Source organism: Pseudomonas sp. LjRoot277 (genome assembly GCF_964253845.1).
In the GTDB taxonomy this organism is placed as follows: Bacteria; Pseudomonadota; Gammaproteobacteria; order Pseudomonadales; family Pseudomonadaceae; genus Aquipseudomonas.
This window is the reverse complement of the sequence record NZ_CAXURI020000001.1, coordinates 5,483,930-5,502,575: the sequence shown is the minus strand read 5'-3', so window position 1 is coordinate 5,502,575 and position 18,646 is coordinate 5,483,930. Positions and strand designations below refer to the sequence as shown.

Below are 18,646 nucleotides of genomic sequence, written 5' to 3'. Positions count from 1 at the left end.
TATTCGGAGCAATTCATGAAGATTCTGGTTACCGGCGCAAGCGGCTTCATCGGCGGGCGCTTTGCGCGTTTTGCCCTGGAGCAGGGCCTGGACGTGCGGGTCAACGGTCGCCGGGCCGAAAGTGTGGAGCATCTGGTGCGCCGTGGCGCCGAGTTCATCCAGGGGGACTTGAGCGACCCGGAACTGGCGCGCGACCTGTGCTCCGACGTCGAAGCCGTGGTGCATTGCGCCGGTGCGGTCGGTTTGTGGGGGCGTTATCAGGACTTCCATCAAGGCAATGTCCAGGTCACTGAAAACGTGGTCGAGGCCTGTCTGAAACAGCGGGTTCGGCGACTGGTTCACTTGTCGTCGCCGTCGATCTACTTTGATGGCCGCGATCATCTGGGGCTGACCGAAGAACAGGTGCCCAAGCGCTTCAAGCATCCCTACGCCGCGACCAAATACCTGGCCGAACAAAAAGTTTTCGGCGCTCAGGAGTTCGGCCTCGAAACCCTGGCCCTGCGCCCGCGTTTCGTGACAGGGGCTGGTGACATGAGCATCTTCCCGAGATTGCTGAAAATGCAGCGCAAGGGACGACTCGCGATCATCGGCAACGGCCTGAACAAGGTTGATTTCACCAGCGTGCAAAACCTCAATGAAGCGTTGCTCAGCAGTTTGCTGGCCAGTGGTTCGGCGTTGGGCAAGGCCTACAACATCAGCAACGGCACACCGGTGCCGTTGTGGGACGTGGTCAATTACGTGATGCGCAAGATGGATGTCCCACAGGTCACGCGCTGCCGTTCCTACGGCTTGGCCTACACCGTAGCGGCGCTCAACGAGGGGGTGTGCAAGTTGTGGCCGGGTCGTCCCGAGCCGACCCTGTCACGCCTGGGCATGCAGGTCATGAACAAAAATTTCACCCTCGACATCAGTCGCGCCCGGCATTATCTGGACTACGATCCCAAAGTCAGTCTCTGGACCGCCCTCGATGAATTCTGCGGCTGGTGGAAGGCACAGGACATCCGCTGACGCGCGGGTTAGCGCCGCCACACTGAACCGAGTTCGGGGTTGAGGGTCAATCGATGCGGCAGTGGGGGTTATACTGCGCCGCATCAAGCCATCACCGCGTTCCACAAAGGTTGACTCAATGTCCATGCGTAATGATGCCAACGACGACTTCGATGTACCGAGCCTGCGTGCCGACAGCCTCGACGATGATGATTTTCCGACCACGGCTCGTAACTCCGTGCATTCGCGGACCGCGCCAGTCGTCAAAGTCAAAAGCTCGAGCACCGGCCCGCTGTGGGCGCTGGTTGGCGCCTTGTTCTTTGCTTTCGCCGGCCTTGCCTGGTGGAGCTTTCAGCAGCTCTCGCTGATGGAACAGCAATTGGTGGCGACCCAGGAAAGTTTCGCGCGTATCAGTGAAGATGCGGCGGGGCGCTTGCAGGACATTTCCGGCAAGGTTGTCGCCAGTCAGACCAACGTCAGCAGCGACAGCGAAGCCTTGAAGCTGCAAATCAAACAGCTGGAAAGCAAACTCCAGGATCAAAGCAAACAACAGCAAGGCGTTGTCGGCCAGACCACCGATCTGGACAAGCGCCTGGCACTGATGAGCGCACAAACCACCGATCTGGATAAGCGCTTGGCGCAGATAACCGAGCAAGGCACCGAACAACAGACCGCCACCATTCAGTTGCAGGCTCAGGTCAAAGTCTTGAACAGCGATGTAGCCATGCTGAAAAGCAACCTGGCGGACACAGACAAATTCGACGCGCAACTCAAGAGCCTTGGCTCCGATATCGTTGCACTGAGGAAACAAGGCAACCCGAGCGCCGCCATCGAACGTCTGGAGCAGGAAGTCATCATCCTGAAAAGCCAACAGGACAATCGCCCGGCCGCGTCTCAAGGCGGGACCAATACCGCCGAATTCGACGCCTTCCGTAGCCAGGTCACCCGCAACATCAACACCCTTCAGGCGCAGATTCAGAATCTGCAACAGCAGCTGCGCGCCCGGCCTTGAGCCATGAATCATTCCCGGATTCTCCGGGAATGATTTCCTTACACACTGCCATTCGCTGAATATCCATACATACCCCATTGCCGTCTACGCTCTTGAAACACCGACAAGAACGAGGGATGCGCAATGGGGTTTTTGCATAGGTTGGCCTTGCTGGGCGTGATGCTTTTGCTGTGCCTGGGTCAGGTTCAAGCCGCCGGCACGGAAAAGGACGACAGCCAGGCTGCCAAAGCCCTGCTGGAAAAAGCCCTGGCGTACTACCACGATAATGGCGACAAGGCCTTCGCTGCTTTCAGTCGTCAGGGGGAGTTTGTCGACAAGGATCGTTACGTGTTCGTGGTCGACACCAAAGGCGTGATGCTTGCCAGCGGCGGACCGTCTTCGGCGTTGATTGGCCGTGATGTGTCCGATGTGCTCGGGCCGGATTTGCAGAAAGCCTTCAAAGACGCCTTGAAAGTGCCGGAGGGCAATGGCATTCAGCAGGCCGAATATCGCTGGCAGAACTGGTCCGACGGCAAGGTCGAACGCAAGCATGTGTTCTACCAGCGCATCGGTCAGCGGATCCTGGCGGTGGGGTACTACTTGCCACGGGCCTCAGCGGAACAGGCGATGGCCTTGCTGAACAAAGCAGCGGCCGATCTGGCCAAGGACGAGAAGGGCACGCTCACGGCCATCAACTCCCTCAAGGGTGGTTACTTGCAGGATGACCTGTACGTCTTCGTCGTCGACCTGGATAACCAGCGATATGTCGCCCACGGCACCAACCTGCGGTTGATCAATACCGATTTCAGCAAGATCAATGATCCTGATGGCAAACCGGTTGGCGAGCCGATCCTGGCGCTGATGGCCTCGCAGGACTCCGGCGAATACGAGTACCGCTGGAAAAACCCGGTGACGGGCAAGGTCGAGGACAAGCATGCCTACCTGAAAAAGGTCGGGCATTTTCTGGTGGCTGTCGGGTATTACAGCCCTTGAATGGCGGTGCCTGACAGACCGCTTTCGCGAGCAAGCCCGCTCCCACATTGGATCGCATTCCCCTGTGCGAACTCGGTCGAATGTGGGAGCGGGCTTGCTCGCGAATGCAGGCGACTCGGTCTTCCTATCGAACCTTGTCTTCCCGCCCCCGCAACACCATATTCGGCATGGCAACCGCCGCCGCCAACCCCAGCAGCGACACCGCCGCACTGACCATCAGCAAATGTTGAAAGGTCAGCAGCAGTTCGGCACGCAAGGCGTTCTGCGCATCCCCCGGCGCGGCGTTCAAACCATCGAGCAAGACATTTCCGGAACTGCCCTCGGCAATCATCGAAGAGCCGGCCAGGTGGGCAAAACTTGAGTCTTGCAACAACGCCAGCAGCAGGGCCGACATCAACGCCACACCCACCGCCCCGCCCAATGAGCGGAACAGGTTGGTGGTGCTGGTGGCGACACCGATATCCCTCTGTTGCACCGAGTTCTGCGTTCCGACCAGGGACGTCGGGAATTGCATGCCGCTAGCGATCCCGCTAAGCAACATGAACAAACTACTGAGCACCAAGGCCTGGGGAGGACTGAACGCCATACCGAGAATCGAGATCGGCATGAGCGCGGCGCCGGTCAGGATCATGGGTTTGTAGCGCCCGGTCACAGAGGTCCGGCGGCCGGCGAAATACGCCCCGATCGGCAAGCCCATCGCCAGCGGCAACAGGTGCAATGCGGCGCTGTCGGCCCCGGCGCCGGTAACGCTCTGGAAGCGCAGCGGCATCAACACAATCAGCGAGATCGCCTGGAAGCTGGTGAAGAAGATCGTGCACCAGCACAGGATCGCATTGCGATTGGCGAACAAATGCATCGGCAGCAGCGGTTCCCGCGCCCGGCGTTCATGCCAGACGAACAGCGCCAGTACCCACACCGCACAACCGAGCAGGCCCAGCACTTGCGCACTGCGCCACGAATGGCCCTGGCCGACCTGGGTGATGCCCAGCAACAAGGCGGTCAAGCCGATGATCATCAGCAACGTGCCGAGGTAATCGATGATCGGTTTGCGTTGCGGCACTGGCAAGCCCACCAACGTTCGATTGGCCACCAGCCAGGCACCGAGGCCCAACGGCAGGTTGATCAGAAATACCCAGCGCCACGACAGGTACTCGGTCATGTAACCGCCGAGTACGGGACCGGCCACGCTGGCCACGGCATACATACTGCTGAAATAGCCTTGATAGCGGCCGCGTTCCCGGGGCGGCACGATGTCGCCGATAATCGCCTGGCTGACCGAAATCATCCCGCCGGCGCCGATGCCCTGAAGAATTCGCGCCAGCACCAGCTGTTCCATGCTTTGGGCCATGCCGCAGAAAAACGAAGCGACCGTGAACAACCCCATGCCAAACAGCATCAACTTGCGGCGACCGTACAGATCGCCCAGTTTGCCGTAGATCGGCACCGCTACCGTCATCGCTACCATGTAGCCGGAAATCACCCAAGCCAGCAGGCTGACGTCCTTGAATTGTGCGGAAATGGCCGGCATCGACACGGCGACGATGGTCTGGTCCAACGCGCCAAGAAAGATTGCCAGCATCAGGGCGATCAACACGCTGCGAATGGCCGGTTTGGGCGTTTCAGGCTGGTTGAGATTGGTCACGGGTTAGAACCTGCGGACAGTGATTGACCCGCAAGGAGCAAGGCGAGCGGGGATGCTCGCCAGTGTAAGTCGGTAGCAGGCTATTCGATAGCCTCGTATGGAAGGCCGACGTAATTTTCTGCAATGGTTTTTCGACCGGCCTCGGAGTCGACGAAGTACCCCAGTTCCGACTCGGCAATCCGCTGGCTGAAGGCGTCGTGATCGTCGAAGCGGTGCAGCATCGAGGTCATCCACCAGGAAAACCGTTCGGCTTTCCACACCCGGCGCAAACAGACCTCGGAGTACTTCTCCAGCAAATCCACACGGCCTTCTCGGTAAACCTTCAGCAGAATGTTGAACAGCGTACTGACGTCGCTGGCCGCCAGGTTCAGGCCCTTGGCGCCGGTAGGCGGGACGATGTGCGCGGCATCGCCGACCAAAAACATCCGTCCGTACTGCATCGGTTCGACGACAAAACTGCGTAACGGCGCGATGCTTTTTTCGATGGAAGGCCCAGTGACCAACGATGCTGCCAACGCGCCAGGCAGACGGGATTTGAGTTCATCCCAGAAGCGCTGATCCGACCAGTTCTCGACGTGCTCGTCGGCCGGTACCTGAAGGTAATAGCGAGTGCGGGTGGCCGAACGCATGCTGCACAGGGCAAAACCGCGCTCATGCCGGGCGTAGACCAGCTCTTCGTGAACAGGCGGCGTGTCAGCGAGGATGCCGAGCCAGCCAAACGGATAGACCCGCTCGAACACTTTCAGGCACTCGGCAGGAATCGACTGCCGGGCCACGCCATGGAAACCGTCGCACCCGGCGATGTAGTCGCAATCGAGTCGATACAGCTCGCCGTCCTTCTCAAAAGTCACGAACGTCTCTTCGGTTTTCATCCCGTGAGGAACGACGTTGTTGGCCTCGTAAATCGTCTGCGCACCGGCCTCCCGACGAGCGGCCATCAGGTCGCGGGTGACCTCGGTCTGGCCGTAGATCATCACCGTTTTGCCACCGGTCAGGGCTTGCAGATCAATGTGTACGCAGCGTGCGTCGAGGGCCAGTTCGAAGCCTGTGTGGACCAGCCCTTCGGCGTCCATGCGCTGACCCACCCCGGCCTGGCGCAACAGCTCTACCATGCCTTGTTCGAGGACGCCGGCACGGATTCGTCCGAGCACATAGTCCGGGGTCTGGCGTTCGAGAATGAGGGTGTCGATGCCGGCGTTGTGCAGCAATTGGCCAAGCAATAAACCGGACGGACCGGCGCCGATGATGGCGATTTGGGTTTTCAGCGTTTTCATTGTTTTTATGACTCGCAAGCTTCACGCGACAAGGGCCGGTGAACAATTTTTATGGATCGAGTGCTTGCATTTTTCTCTCGCGAGTCTGTCAATTGAAGGGGAAAACTGAGCCGATACCTGTACATTCTGCCAATCGGTGCGATTATCGCCCGCCTACCCCCGAGGCCTGGATTGAAGTGATGAACAAGCCTGACCTACCTTCGATTCCAGTGTTCAAGCTCTACGGTGAAAGCCTGGATTGGCCGACCCCGGACTTGCTGCACTGTGAAACCATTTCCAAACGCAGCCGCGAACACCAATGGGAAATCAAACCCCACCGCCACGCCGACTTGTGCCAGTTGCTCTTCGTATTCAAAGGTCAGGCAGAGCTTGAAATCGAAGGCAAACGTACGCAGCTGACCGAGCCGGCGATTCAGATCCTGCCACCGCTGTCCGTTCACGGCTTCCGGTTTTCCGAGGACGTCGAAGGGTTTGTCGTGACCCTGGCTGCGCCGCTGGTCGCCCATCTTCAGGCGCAACTGGGTAACTCGGTGAACGCCCTGGCCCAGGCCGAAAGTTATCCGGCGGGCAAGGAAGGTGAATACCTCAACAGCCTGTTTTCAGCGCTGCAAGACGAATACACCGGCCACCAACCGGCTCGCGAAATGCTCATGCATTCGCTGGTCAGCGTGATCATGGTGTGGGTCAGCCGCCAGGTGATTTCCCGTCGCAACGCCAGCCAGCGTCCGCAGCGTGCCCGGGAATACCTCAACGGGTTTATCCAGCTTGTGGAAGAGACCTATCGCCAACACGTCAAGGTCGAAGACCTGGCCCATCGGCTGGGGATTTCCGTGTCCCACCTCAATGGCACCTGCCGTGAGCTGGCGGGACAACCGGCGTTGCAGATCATGCACGAGCGTCAATTGCTGGAGGCCAAGCGTTTGCTGACCTATACCAGCATGACCATTTATGAAATGTCCGACGTGTTGGGGTTCTCTGATCCGACCAACTTCACGCGCCTGTTCCGACGTCGAGTGGGGATCTCGCCCAAGGCATTTCGCGACCGCTTGAAGGCCGATCAGGACAACGAGGCCTGATCCCCTTCGTTACTTGAGGGCGTTGAGGGTCGCGTTGTGGGGAATGCAGCGTTCGAAGTTGCAGCTCGCGTATTCACGGGGCAGTTGTCGCAACTGCTCGACGCGCCAGGCCGCGGTGCCATACAGCGCGAGCGTGGCTGCGCAGGTGATGAAAATCGCGAGGTATCTTCTTGTTTTGATGTTCATGGCGTTGACCTCTGAACGAATACCCTTCGGTACTACTTTCAGCATAGGTCAGCGCCAGTGAGTTGTGGGGAATGTGTTCACAGGCCGATATCCCACGCAGGCTCTTCCGGAAATCTGAGCACCAGAAAATCCAGCATGCTGCGCAACGCCGCCGGCATGTGTTTGCGTGAGGCATACACCGCGTAAACGTTCATTTGCCGGGGTTCGGCGTGGGGCAGCAGGTGGATCAGTTCGCCACTGTGGATATGCACGCCGGCCTGATAACTGGGGAGCATCGCCACCCCGGCGCCGGCCATCGCCGCGCGCAACAACGTGCTGGCTTCGTTGGCGCTGATGTTGCCCTGCACCGGCACTGACACCTGCTCACCGTCCTCCTCGAAATGCCAGAGGCTTTTGCCGAAGTAGGAGTGGGTCAGGCAATTGTGCTGGCTCAGATCCTCGACCCGCAGCGGCGTCGGGTGTTCGAGCAGATAAGCGGGGGAGGCACAGATCACTGAGCGGCAGACCGTCAGCCGTCGCGCGATCAGGTTCGGGTCCAGGTCGTTGCTGGTGCGGATCGCCAGATCGATGCGTTCATCCACCAGGTTCACCGTGCGGTCGAGCATCTGCAGGTCGATGCTGACGCCGGGGTAACGTTTGACGTAAGCGGCCATGGCATCCGCCAGTTGTGCCTGACCAAACGAAGTGCTGACGCTGATCCGCAGCAGGCCGCGCGGTGCCTCGTCCGGTTCGCTGACGGCGGCTTGCATGTCCGTGGACAGGTCGAGCATCTGCCGACATCGAGGCAGGATTTCACTGCCGGCGGCGGTCAGGCTCAGCTTGCGCGTGGTGCGGTGCATCAGGCGTGCGCCGACCCAATCCTCCAGCTCCGCCAGATAGCGCGAAACTACTGGCCGTGACAGGTCCAGGTGATCGGCGGCGGCCGATTGGCTGCCGAGGTCAACCACCGTGACGAACACCCGCATTGCTTGTAGACGATCCATGATTTGCCCGCTTTCAGAAACAAACTATGTTCAAGCATCGCATTTTTTGTACTGAGTCATGCAACTAAGCTCTGTCCCATCGCCAAACACGGCAATTGAACAACGGAGCAACAGATGATCGGCTTCACCTCGCTTAAACGTATTTTGCTGGCCACCGCCACCCTCGGTTTCGCCGCCCACGCAGCGGCAGCCTCGACCCTGACCCTGGACGTCTACAACCCGGGCGACAAGGCGATCTTCCCGGTGACCTCGGTGTTGGTCAGCGGCGAGAAAGACGCGATTTTGGTGGATGCGCAATTCGGCAAATCCCAGGCCGAGCAAGTGGTCGAGAAGATCCGCGCCAGCGGCAAGCAACTGACCACCATCTACATCAGCCACGGTGACCCGGATTACTACTTCGGCCTCGACACCCTGACCGCCGCATTCCCCAACGCCAAAGTGCTCGCCTCGCAGCCGACCGTGGATCACATCCAGAAAACCGTCGACGGCAAACTGGCGTTCTGGGGGCCGAAAATGGGCACCGACGTGCCTGCCAAAACCATCGTGCCGCAGGTACTCAAAGGCGACAGCCTGATGCTCGAAGGGCAGAAGTTGCAGGTGGTGGGGCTTGAGGGCAAGCAGCCGGACCGCACCTTTGTCTGGATTCCGTCGATCAAGGCCGTGGTTGGTGGCGTCGTCGTCGCGGAAAACATCCACGTGTGGATGGCCGACACCCAGACGCCGCAGTCCCACGCCGATTGGTTGACTACGCTGCATGCAATCGAAACCTTGAAACCGAAAACCATCGTGCCGGGCCATTACCTCGGTGAGAGCGCTCGTTCGCTGGCCGCCGTGCAGTTCACCGCCGATTACATCAAGGCCTTCGACGAAGAAACCGCCAAGGCAAAGGACGCTGCCGCGCTGATCGCCGCGATGAAAAAACGCTACCCGAAGCTGGGTGAAGAAAGCTCCCTGGAACTGAGCGCCAAAGTCGCCAAGGGCGAGATGAAGTGGTAACTCGCCGTACCTGAAGCTGAACCGCTTTTGTGGCGAGGGAGCTTGCTCCCGTTCGAGTGCGTAGCACTCGCAGGATTTTGGGGCCGCTGCGCAGCCCAGCGTCGGAACGCCGCCCGGAGCAAGCTCGCTCGCCACAGGTAACACATAAGCCACTCAAACAGCTGGAGAACGTCATGAGCAAAATCGCAATCATTGGTGCCACCGGTCGTGCCGGTAGCCAACTGCTGGAAGAAGCCCTGCGTCGTGGTCACAGCGTCACCGCCATTGCCCGCGACACCTTGAAGATCGGTCAGCGTGCCGGTGTGGTCACCAAGAATGTCGATGCCCTTGATGCCGAAGCGTTGCAAGCGGCAGTCGCGGGCCATGACGTGGTGATCAGCGCTGCGCACTTTGCGACCCTTCCTGCCAGCGCCGTTGTCGGGCCGGTGCAGAAGGCCGGTGTGAAACGTTTGCTGGTGGTGGGCGGTGCCGGATCGCTGTTGCTGCCGGACGGCACTCGCGTCATCGACAGCGAGGGTTTTCCGCAGGCGTACAAGGCTGAGGCCAGTGCCGGTGCGCTGTTTCTGGAAAACCTGCGGCAGGAAAAAGAGTTGGACTGGACCTTTGTGTCGCCGTCGGCAGAGTTTGTCGAAGGTGAACGCACGGGGACGTTTCGGGTTGGCAAAGATGATTTGCTGGTGAGTAGCGCAGGGCGGAGCTGGATCACTTTTGCTGATTATGCGATTGCGATGTTGGATGAAGTGGAAGTGCCGAAGCATCCTCGGCAGCGGTTTGCAGTCGGGTATTGAGCTGAAAGCCACCCCTCACCCCAGCCCTCTCCCCATAGGGGAGAGGGGGAAAGGGAGCCGATCTCCATGCTTTTCAAAGCCTGAGTTCGACTCGATATTTCAGGTCGACGTAGCTTGAAAGAACAACTCGATCAGTCCCCTCGCCCCTCTGGGGAGAGGGTTAGGGTGAGGGGTGGATCTAACTGACACACCACGCCACACACATTCACCGCGCCTGAGCCTGCTCCACCAACCACCCCATCAATTCCCTCAACTTCGGCGAAGGCCCGGGTTTATCGGGGAAAACCAGGTAATACGCCAACCCCGTCTTCACCTTCAATTCAAACGGCATGACCAGCCGCCCCGCACTCAAATCATCGCCAATCAGCGACCAATCCCCGATCGCCACGCCTGTCCCCTGGGACGCCATCGACATCGCCAAATCCAGCGTTTCGAAATGCTGACCCTTGCCGACATTGCTCAAGCGAATATCCGCAGTGGCCAGCCAGGCTTTCCAGTCCCGTTCATCCCGTGTCGGGTGCAGCAACATGTGCTGCTCCAGATCCTCCGGCGTCATCAGCGGCACTGGACCTTCCAGCAGAGGTTTGGAGCAGACCGGTGTCAGTTGCTCATCGAACAAATGAAAAGAGGCCAGCGCGCTGTCCGGCGGTGCGCCGTACATCACCGCTGCATCGAACTGCTCGCGATGAAAATCCACACCGTGCTTGACCGTGGTGGTCAATTCCACCGGCACATCCGGGCGCTCACGTTGCCACTGCAACAGCCGTGGCAACAGCCAGCGCATGACACACGTCGGGGCCTTGAGTTGCAGGGTTTCGCGCTTCTCGCCGATCTGCTCCACCGCCTCGTCGATCAAGCCGAAAATCTGCTGGACCCGTGGCAGCCATTCCCGTCCTTCGGCCGTCAGGTCAAGGCCTCGGGCCTGGCGAATGAACAGTTCATAACCCAGATGTTCTTCCAGCCCGGCGATCTGCCGACTCACCGCACCTTGGGTGATGTACAGCTGTTCGGCAGCACGGGTGAAGTTGCAGCACTGCGCGGTAATCAGAAAAGTGTGCAGCGCCGGCAGGGGAGGCAATCGTTTCATTGGGATCCAAGGTATGACGTGAGGACATGGCTAGTATGACTTTTTATCCATTGTTGCGGCTACGTGTCGCCCGTTCCAATGAGGCCATCCCTGGACCTGCCCACTCATCATAAACACTGCGCAGGTCCGGCGTCTCAAACGAACAAGAAGGGCAAAGACATGGCGACGTGCGGCGAAGTATTGGTCAAGTTACTCGAAGATTACGGGGTTGAGCAGGTGTTCGGCATTCCCGGGGTTCATACCGTGGAGCTGTATCGCGGGCTGGCCCGTTCGAGCATCAACCACGTCACTCCGCGTCACGAACAGGGCGCCGGTTTCATGGCTGACGGTTACGCTCGCACCAGCGGCAAACCGGGTGTGTGCTTCATCATCACCGGCCCTGGCATGACCAACATCACCACCGCCATGGGCCAGGCCTACGCCGACTCGATCCCGATGCTGGTGATCTCCAGCGTGCAATCGCGCAGCCAGTTGGGCGGCGGTCGCGGCAAGCTGCACGAGCTGCCGAACCAGAGCGCATTGGTCGGTGGCGTGGCGGCGTTCTCCCACACCTTGATGTCGGCGGCTGAATTGCCGGGCGTCCTGGCGCGTGCCTTTGCTCTGTTCCAGGCCGGCCGTCCGCGCCCGGTGCATATCGAAATTCCGTTGGACGTATTGGTCGAAGAGGCCGATGACCTGCTCGCCAGCGTCCCGGTGAACATCGACCGCGCCGGTGCCTCGCCGAGCGCAATCAGCCGCATGACCGCGCTGCTGGCCGGTGCCAAGCGCCCACTGATTCTCGCCGGTGGCGGCGCCATCGATGCCGCCGCCGAGTTGACTGAACTGGCCGAGTTGCTGGACGCCCCGGTGGCCCTGACCATCAATGCCAAAGGCATGCTCGAATCCAACCATCCGTTGTTGATCGGCTCGACCCAGAGCCTGGTCGCGACTCGTGCGTTGGTGGCTGAAGCGGACGTGGTGCTGGCGATCGGCACCGAACTGGCCGAGACCGATTACGACGTGACCTTCGCCGGCGGTTTCGAAATTCCTGGTGTGCTGCTGCGTGTGGACATCGACCCCGACCAGACCGTGCGCAACTACCCGCCGAAAGTTGCGTTGGTAGCTGACTCGCGCAACGCCGCTCAAGCCTTGCTGAGCGAACTGTCCCACCACTCGCTGGCCGAGCGCCGTAACGATTGGGGCCAGGTCCGTGCCGCACGCTTGCGCGACGAACTGGCTGCCACGTGGGACACTCCGACCCTGGCCCAGACCCGTTTCCTGGAAACCGTCTTGCACGAACTGCCAAACGCAGTCTTCGTCGGCGATTCGACCCAACCGGTGTACACCGGCAACCTGACCTTCAACCCGGAACGCCCGCGTCGCTGGTTCAACTCGTCCACCGGTTACGGCACCCTCGGTTACGCCTTGCCGGCAGCCATCGGCGCCTGGCTCGGCGGCAGCGTTGAAAACGGCGCACGTCCTCCGGTGGTGTGCCTGATCGGCGACGGCGGCCTGCAATTTACCCTGCCGGAATTGGCCAGCGCCGTTGAAGCGCGCACCCCGGTGATCGTCCTGCTGTGGAATAACCAAGGCTACGAAGAGATCAAGAAATACATGGTCAACCGCGACATCGAGCCGGTTGGCGTAGATATCTACACCCCGGACTTCATCGGCGTGGCCAAGGCGCTGGGCTGTGCAGCCGAAGCCGTCTGCGGTGTCGAGCAACTGCGCAGCGCTCTGCGTGCCGCTACTGATCGTCAGGGTCCGACCCTGATTGAAATCGATCAGACTGTGTGGATGAAGGCGGTGTCGAAATGAGTTTTCCAACGACGCTGGATGGCCTTTTCATCAACGGCCAATGGTCGGCCGGCAATGAACACTTACGCGTGATCAACCCGGCAACCGAAGCCCTGTTGACCACCGTGAACGGCGGCGATGAACGTGCTGTCGATCAAGCCGTCACTGCCGCGTCCAATGCTTTCAAGGAATGGTCGAAAACCACCGGCGCCGAGCGCGGCGCGATCCTGCGCAGAATCGCTGCGGGCGTGCAGGCCGGTCGTGAACAGTTGATGCATTTGCAGTCGAGCAACAACGGCAAACCACTGTTCGAAGCGGCCATCGACGTCGACGACGTGATCGCCACCTTCGAGTATTACGCCGGTCTGGCTGAAGGGCTCGATGCCAAGCAAGACAGCAACGTGGAGCTGCCAACCGACGACTTCAGCGCTCGTGTGCGCCGCGAGCCGTGTGGTGTGGTCGGCCTGATCGTGCCGTGGAATTTCCCGATGGTCACCACCGCGTGGAAACTCGCCCCGGCCCTCGCTGCCGGCTGCTGCGTGGTGCTCAAACCGTCCGAAGTCACGCCGCTGCCAGAACTGGAACTGGCGACGATCATCGCCGACGCCGGTCTGCCCAGGGGCGTATTCAACCTGGTCTGCGGCACTGGCCTGGCCGTCGGCGCGCCGTTGTCGGCTGACCCGCGCATCGCCAAGATTTCCTTCACCGGCAGCAACGCCGTCGGTGTTCAAGTCATGCAACGTGCCGCAGAAACCGTGAAGGGCGTGAGCCTGGAACTGGGCGGCAAATCCTCGCTGCTGGTGCTCAAAGACGCAGACATCGAACTGGCCGTGGGAGTGGCCTGTGGCGGCGGTTTCTTCAACGCCGGGCAGATGTGTTCGGCCACCAGCCGCGTGCTGATCGCCGATGAACTGGCGGACGAATTCCTCATCCGTTTGAAGGCCCGCGCCGAAGCCATTCGCGTGTCCGACCCGTTCGACCCGAACGTGGAAATGGGCGCACTGGTCAACCAAGCGCAATACCAGCGCGTGCTCGGTCACATCGATCGCGGTTTGAGTGCTGGCGCCAAGCTGGTTTGCGGCGGCAATCGTCCGGCAGACCTGCCTCGCGGTTATTTTTTGCAGCCAACGATTTTCACCGAAGTGCCCCTCGACAGTGCGCTGTGGTGCGAAGAGATTTTCGGTCCGGTGATCTGCGTACGCAGTTTTGCCACCGAAGCCGAGGCGATTGCCCTGGCCAATGACAGCCAGTTCGGCCTCGTGGCCAGCGTGGTCACCCGCGACGCCGAAGCGGCAGATCGGGTTGCCAACGCTTTGCAGGCGGGGCTTGTGTGGGTCAACGCGCCGCAAGTGATCTTCCCGCAGACCGCTTGGGGTGGCTACAAACAGAGCAGCATCGGCCGCGAATTGGGGCCATGGGGCTTACAGGCTTTCCAGGAAATCAAACACGTGATTCGAGCGGTCTGACGGCTCGAAAAGGGTCAGCGCATGCCTCGTGATGAGGCATGCGCTGGCGTCATGGCTTCAATGAGTTTTTATCGATAGTCAGGTGTTTTACACGACCTCAGGATGAACCCGTCGGCTCAGCGCAAACCCCGTGAATACGGGGGGTTGAAGCAGATCTGGCGGCGCAGATGCAACGGTTGCGACCAGCCTCATACCTACAAAAACAAAGGGAGTCCGTAATGGGCGAGCATGATCTGAACAGACGTCAATTCATCAAAACTGTGGGCGTAGCCTCGGTGGCAGCGGCCGCCATGAGCATGCCGTTCATCAAGGCTAACGCCAGCGACACACGCTTTGCGGGCAAGACCCTGCGTTTGCTGACCTGGTCCGATGACACCGGCTTGGCAGCCCTGCGTAACATCGCCGCAACCTTCGAAGACAAGTACGGCTGCAAGGTCATCGCTGACCGCACCGGCAGCACCTCGGAAATGGTCGCCAAACTCAAGGCTGGCGGTGATCGTCCGCAGTACGACATCATCACCCTGGCCGGCGTCGGCGCCGAAGGTCTGGCCGCCGCCAACCTGCTGGAAAAACCCGACCTCAACCGCATCCCCAACCTGGTCGACGTACCGGAAAAATACCGCACCGGCGCCAACGGTCATGGCATCGGTTACTTGCTCTGGTGCAACAGCCTGGTCTACAGCACCCGCACCATCAAAGAAGCGCCGGACAGCTACGCCTCCCTGTGGGATCCCGAGCTGGCACCGAACATCTTCCTGCCGCCGCCGAACTGGACCGAAGCGATGGACCTGATCATCATCGCCGCCAAACTGGCCGGTGGTGACGAACACAACATCGAGCCTGGCTTCAAGAAACTCGCCGAGCTGAAAGATCGTGTGGTGACCCTGGGTGAAAACCCGAACCAGATCGCCGAGCTGTTCCGCACCGGCTCGCTGGACATGGGTGGCCTGTACGCGCCAGCGTTTTTCCCGAAACAGATCCGCGACCCGGCATACGGTCTGGGCGCTACGTTCGGCATGAAGGAAGGTTTCTACACCGACCTGATGCTCTCGGTGATGCCGAAGAATCGTCCGGGCGATACCGACCTGGCCTACGCCTTCATCAACCACTCTCTGGACCCACTGGTGCAGGGCAAGATGGCTGAGGACATCTACAACGGTCCGGTCAACGCCAAGGCGATCATCTCCGCCGAAGCGCGCAAGAGCCCGTACATCCTCACGCCTGAGCAGATTGCCGAGAAAGCGATCATGCACGACAACGCCTTCCTGGCCTCCGTGCATGACCAATGGATTCGTCGTTACACGGAAATCTTTTCTTCCTGATCGAGTGACGAACACAAGCCCCAAGAGCACAACAAATCAAATGTGGGAGCGGGCTTGCTCGCGAAAGCGGTGTGACATTCAACATTGATGTCGACTGACACGGCCCCTTCGCGAGCAAGCCCGCTCCCACGCTAGAACGTCGTGGTTTCAAGACTTGTGTTTGTCAGCTGCTTTCCATTGACGAGACCCTTGCTATGGAACACCAACCTCTGACTCATCCGGTCGCCGCCGCTCCTGTGCGCGTCAATCGGGGTGTTTCGCCGACGACGCGTGCCTGGATTTTTCTCTCGCCGTCGATGCTGTTTCTGGGCGTACTGATCGCCGCCAGCCTGCTGGTACTGCGCATGAGCGTGGGCACCAAAGGCGCGGAATGGACCGGGTTCAGCCTGGCCAGTTACGCCCAACTGCTGGAACCGTATTACCTCAAATCCTTGCTGCTGACCCTGCGTCTGGCGCTGATCAGCGCGGTGATCGCGGTCGTGTTGGCGATCCCGGTGGCCTACACCATGTCGCGCCTGACCTCACCGTTTGTGCGACGGATCTTCCTCGCCGCGGTGCTGTTGCCGTTGCTGGTCAACCTGTTGCTGCAAAGCTACGGCTGGCTGGTGATTCTGGGACCTGGCGGGATGCTCAATCAGGCGCTGATGGGCCTGGGCCTGATCAAGCGCCCGATCATGCTGCTCTACAACCAGAACGGCGTATTGATGGGCCTGGTGCAAACCGCGTTCCCGTTGGCCGTGCTGCCGATTGCCAGCGCCATGCGCGGCGTCGCCCGTACCTACGAAGAAGCTGCCGCAACGCTGGGCGCCAGTCGCTTGCAGGTGTTCCGTCAGGTGGTGCTGCCGATGAGCATGCCGGGGATCATCACCGGCGCGACGTTGGTATTCGCCTACAACGCCAGCAGCTTCGTTGTGCCTTTGCTGCTCGGTGGCCGACGTGTGCCGATGCTGGCCGTGATGGTGCATGACCAGATCGCCCCGCTGATGAACTGGCCCGCCGCCTCCGCTGCCGGTGTGGTGCTGATTGTCACCACGCTCGCAATCATGACCTTGTCCGAATACATCACTGGCCGTCGTCGGCGCATGCTGGAGGCTTCCCAATGAGCACCCTGATCAAGAAACGTTATGGGCTGCTGCCCGGAGAGACCGGCAAGTTTGCCGGCATCCTGTCGGGCTTCATCCTGCTGCTGGCGGTGTTGCCGATCCTGACCATGATCGTGATGTCGTTCAGCGGTGCGTCGAACCTCGACTTCCCGCCGAGCAGCTACAGCCTGCAGTGGTACAAGGCTGCCTGGCACACCTTCGTGTCGCCGGATTCCAGCGATGTGCTGAGCCTCGGCAAAGCCATGACCACCAGTCTGATGGTCGCGTGCCTGACCATGGTGTTTGCGACGATCGTCGCAGTGCCGGCAGCTTACGCGCTGACCCGTTGCGAGTTCCGCGGCAAGGCTGTGGCGCTGCAACTGATGTCGTTGCCGTTGGTGTTTCCGATGGTGGTGTTGGGGCTGGCGTTGCTGCTGGTGTTCGACAGCCTGCCCTTTCAAATCACGACGTCGCGATTGGTGATTGCCCACGTGATCCTGGCGCTGCCGTTCGTGGTGAAAAACTGCACCGCCGCGATGCTCTCCATCGGCAGCGAAGTCGAAGAGGCCGCACAGATGCTCGGTGCTTCGCCGACCCGGGCGATTATCGATGTGGTAGTGCCGCTGATGAAGTCGGGGATTCTGGCGGGGATGCTGCTGGCGTTCATCGTCTCGTTCAACGAATTCACCGTGACCTACTTCCTCTACACCATCGACGTCATGACCGTGCCGATCTGGATGTACAGCCGCACCGTGTCTTCGCTCGACCCAACCGTTTTCTCGTTTGCCGTGCTGATCGTGCTGATCGACTTCGTCCTCATCTGGGCGCTGGAGAAGCTGGTTGGTGAAGGTGGCGTTTCGTTCTGATTCTTGAGGTGCAACATGACTGGTCTGATTCTGGAAAACGTCGAGAAACATTACGGCTCGGCCTGCGCGGTAAAGGATGTAAACCTGCATTTGCCTGAGGGCAAACTGGTGTGTTTTCTCGGCCCGTCGGGCTGCGGCAAAACCACGTTGCTGCGGATGATCGCAGGGCTCGAAACCCTGAGCGGCGGCGAGATTCGCCTGGACGGTGAAGACATCGGCCATACGCCGGCGCATCAACGCAATTTCGGCATGGTGTTTCAATCGCTGGCGCTGTTTCCGCACATGACGGTGGGGGAGAACATCGCCTATCCGCTGAAACTGCGTGGGGTCAGCAAGGCTGATCAGCAGGCGCGGGTGGTGGAGTTGCTGCAACTGATTCAGTTGCAGGAAATGATCGACCGTCCGGTGTCGAAACTTTCTGGTGGCCAACGTCAGCGCGTGGCGATTGCCCGGGCGATTGCCAATCACCCGAAAATCCTCCTGCTCGACGAACCGCTGTCGGCGCTGGATGCCAAGCTGCGTGAATCGATGCAGGTGGAAATCCGTCAGCTGCAACAACGCTTGAACATCACCACCATCATGGTGACCCACGACCAGCGTGAAGCCATGACCATGGCGGATATCGTTGTGGTATTGGGTGAACATCGCGTGCAGCAAGTGGGCACGCCGATTGAGATTTATCGTCACCCGGCCAATGAATTTGTCGCGGACTTTATCGGCTCGGGCAATATTTTCCCGGCCACGGCGCTGGGTAACGGGAAGGTTGGGTTACCGGGCGGCGATGCGCTGGAAGTGCCGATCTGCAGCAGCATTGTGGTGGGGGAGAAAGTCAAAATGCTGATTCGCCCTGAGGACCTGCAACTGTCGCATCCACAGGCGACGGCGGGGAATCGGTTGCTCGGCAAGGTAACGTTCGTGCGTGATATTGGCGCGACGATTGAAACGACCGTGGAGTGTTCCGGGGTGTCGTTTACGGCGTTGAGCACGCCGTGTCAGGGGTTTGGGTTGAGCATTGGCAACCCGGTGTCGGTGACGTTGCCGGCTGAGGCGTGCCGCGTACTCGGCGCCTGACTTTATAGGTGGATTGACTGTACTGGCCCCTTCGCGAGCAAGCCCGCTCCCACATTCGAC

17 protein-coding genes are annotated in these 18,646 nt (G+C 60.1%); 12 read left to right on the top strand and 5 right to left on the bottom strand.

Annotation, left to right across the window (positions count from 1 at the left end):
* Positions 1-15: 15 nt before the first annotated feature.
* The 3 genes from ACSQ87_RS25740 (at position 16) to ACSQ87_RS25730 (ending at position 2,971) form a co-directional block, all read left to right on the top strand.
* Positions 16-1,008, top strand: a complete 993-nt coding sequence (locus ACSQ87_RS25740) for an NAD-dependent epimerase/dehydratase family protein (protein WP_436274655.1) — start codon at positions 16-18, stop codon at positions 1,006-1,008.
* A gap of 118 nt (positions 1,009-1,126) precedes the next feature.
* The gene (locus ACSQ87_RS25735; protein WP_150658579.1) at positions 1,127-1,999 is read left to right on the top strand and encodes an ATPase; all 873 of its coding nucleotides are present in this window, start codon (positions 1,127-1,129) and stop codon (positions 1,997-1,999) included.
* Positions 2,000-2,122: 123 nt separating this feature from the next.
* Positions 2,123-2,971 carry a cache domain-containing protein gene (locus tag ACSQ87_RS25730; RefSeq protein WP_436274654.1) on the top strand — a complete coding sequence of 283 codons (849 nt, stop codon included), beginning with the start codon at positions 2,123-2,125 and terminating at the stop codon, positions 2,969-2,971.
* Between the two features lie 124 nt (positions 2,972-3,095).
* Here the strand turns inward: ACSQ87_RS25730 and ACSQ87_RS25725 are convergent, their stop codons facing one another.
* Both ACSQ87_RS25725 and pobA read right to left on the bottom strand, forming a co-directional pair.
* A complete protein-coding gene (locus ACSQ87_RS25725) occupies positions 3,096-4,613 on the bottom strand; it encodes an MDR family MFS transporter (RefSeq protein ID WP_436274653.1) in 1,518 nt (505 codons plus the stop codon).
* 80 nt (positions 4,614-4,693) lie between these two features.
* The gene (pobA, locus tag ACSQ87_RS25720; protein ID WP_436275116.1) at positions 4,694-5,878 is read right to left on the bottom strand and encodes a 4-hydroxybenzoate 3-monooxygenase; all 1,185 of its coding nucleotides are present in this window, start codon (positions 5,876-5,878) and stop codon (positions 4,694-4,696) included.
* Between the two features lie 188 nt (positions 5,879-6,066).
* Between pobA and ACSQ87_RS25715 the strand changes: the two genes are divergently transcribed.
* Positions 6,067-6,963 (top strand): helix-turn-helix domain-containing protein, encoded by an 897-nt coding sequence (locus ACSQ87_RS25715; protein WP_008156068.1) that lies wholly within the window; start codon positions 6,067-6,069, stop codon positions 6,961-6,963.
* Positions 6,964-6,972: 9 nt separating this feature from the next.
* On the opposite strand, the gene ACSQ87_RS25710 is transcribed toward ACSQ87_RS25715, so the two are convergent.
* Positions 6,973-7,194 (bottom strand): hypothetical protein, encoded by a 222-nt coding sequence (locus tag ACSQ87_RS25710; protein ID WP_046049710.1) that lies wholly within the window; start codon positions 7,192-7,194, stop codon positions 6,973-6,975.
* Between the two features lie 32 nt (positions 7,195-7,226).
* On the bottom strand, positions 7,227-8,132 hold the full coding sequence (locus ACSQ87_RS25705) for a LysR family transcriptional regulator (protein WP_436274652.1): 906 nt from the start codon (positions 8,130-8,132) through the stop codon (positions 7,227-7,229).
* Positions 8,133-8,246: 114 nt separating this feature from the next.
* Between ACSQ87_RS25705 and ACSQ87_RS25700 the strand changes: the two genes are divergently transcribed.
* Complete coding sequence (locus ACSQ87_RS25700) at positions 8,247-9,128, top strand: MBL fold metallo-hydrolase (protein ID WP_223430272.1); 882 nt, start codon at positions 8,247-8,249, stop codon at positions 9,126-9,128.
* Positions 9,129-9,301: 173 nt separating this feature from the next.
* Positions 9,302-9,916, top strand: a complete 615-nt coding sequence (locus tag ACSQ87_RS25695) for an NAD(P)-dependent oxidoreductase (RefSeq protein ID WP_436274651.1) — start codon at positions 9,302-9,304, stop codon at positions 9,914-9,916.
* Between the two features lie 205 nt (positions 9,917-10,121).
* On the opposite strand, the gene ACSQ87_RS25690 is transcribed toward ACSQ87_RS25695, so the two are convergent.
* A complete protein-coding gene (locus ACSQ87_RS25690; RefSeq protein ID WP_436274650.1) occupies positions 10,122-11,003 on the bottom strand; it encodes a LysR substrate-binding domain-containing protein in 882 nt (293 codons plus the stop codon).
* A 159-nt stretch (positions 11,004-11,162) separates the two neighbouring features.
* On the opposite strand from ACSQ87_RS25690, the gene ACSQ87_RS25685 reads away from it, so the two are divergent.
* From ACSQ87_RS25685 to ACSQ87_RS25660, 6 genes are all read left to right on the top strand, one after another.
* Positions 11,163-12,800, top strand: a complete 1,638-nt coding sequence (locus ACSQ87_RS25685) for a 5-guanidino-2-oxopentanoate decarboxylase (RefSeq protein ID WP_436274649.1) — start codon at positions 11,163-11,165, stop codon at positions 12,798-12,800.
* Positions 12,797-14,245, top strand: a complete 1,449-nt coding sequence (locus tag ACSQ87_RS25680) for an aldehyde dehydrogenase family protein (protein WP_436274648.1) — start codon at positions 12,797-12,799, stop codon at positions 14,243-14,245. Before ACSQ87_RS25685 ends, ACSQ87_RS25680 begins: the two co-directional genes overlap by 4 nt.
* Before the next feature lie 218 nt (positions 14,246-14,463).
* The gene (locus ACSQ87_RS25675) at positions 14,464-15,567 is read left to right on the top strand and encodes an ABC transporter substrate-binding protein (RefSeq protein ID WP_223430276.1); all 1,104 of its coding nucleotides are present in this window, start codon (positions 14,464-14,466) and stop codon (positions 15,565-15,567) included.
* Positions 15,568-15,761: 194 nt separating this feature from the next.
* Positions 15,762-16,670: an ABC transporter permease gene (locus ACSQ87_RS25670; RefSeq protein ID WP_046049702.1), complete on the top strand. Its 909-nt coding sequence runs from the start codon at positions 15,762-15,764 to the stop codon at positions 16,668-16,670.
* Positions 16,667-17,515 carry an ABC transporter permease gene (locus tag ACSQ87_RS25665; RefSeq protein WP_201182994.1) on the top strand — a complete coding sequence of 283 codons (849 nt, stop codon included), beginning with the start codon at positions 16,667-16,669 and terminating at the stop codon, positions 17,513-17,515. Before ACSQ87_RS25670 ends, ACSQ87_RS25665 begins: the two co-directional genes overlap by 4 nt.
* 15 nt (positions 17,516-17,530) lie before the next feature.
* Positions 17,531-18,586: an ABC transporter ATP-binding protein gene (locus ACSQ87_RS25660; protein WP_150658566.1), complete on the top strand. Its 1,056-nt coding sequence runs from the start codon at positions 17,531-17,533 to the stop codon at positions 18,584-18,586.
* Positions 18,587-18,646: the final 60 nt, after the last annotated feature.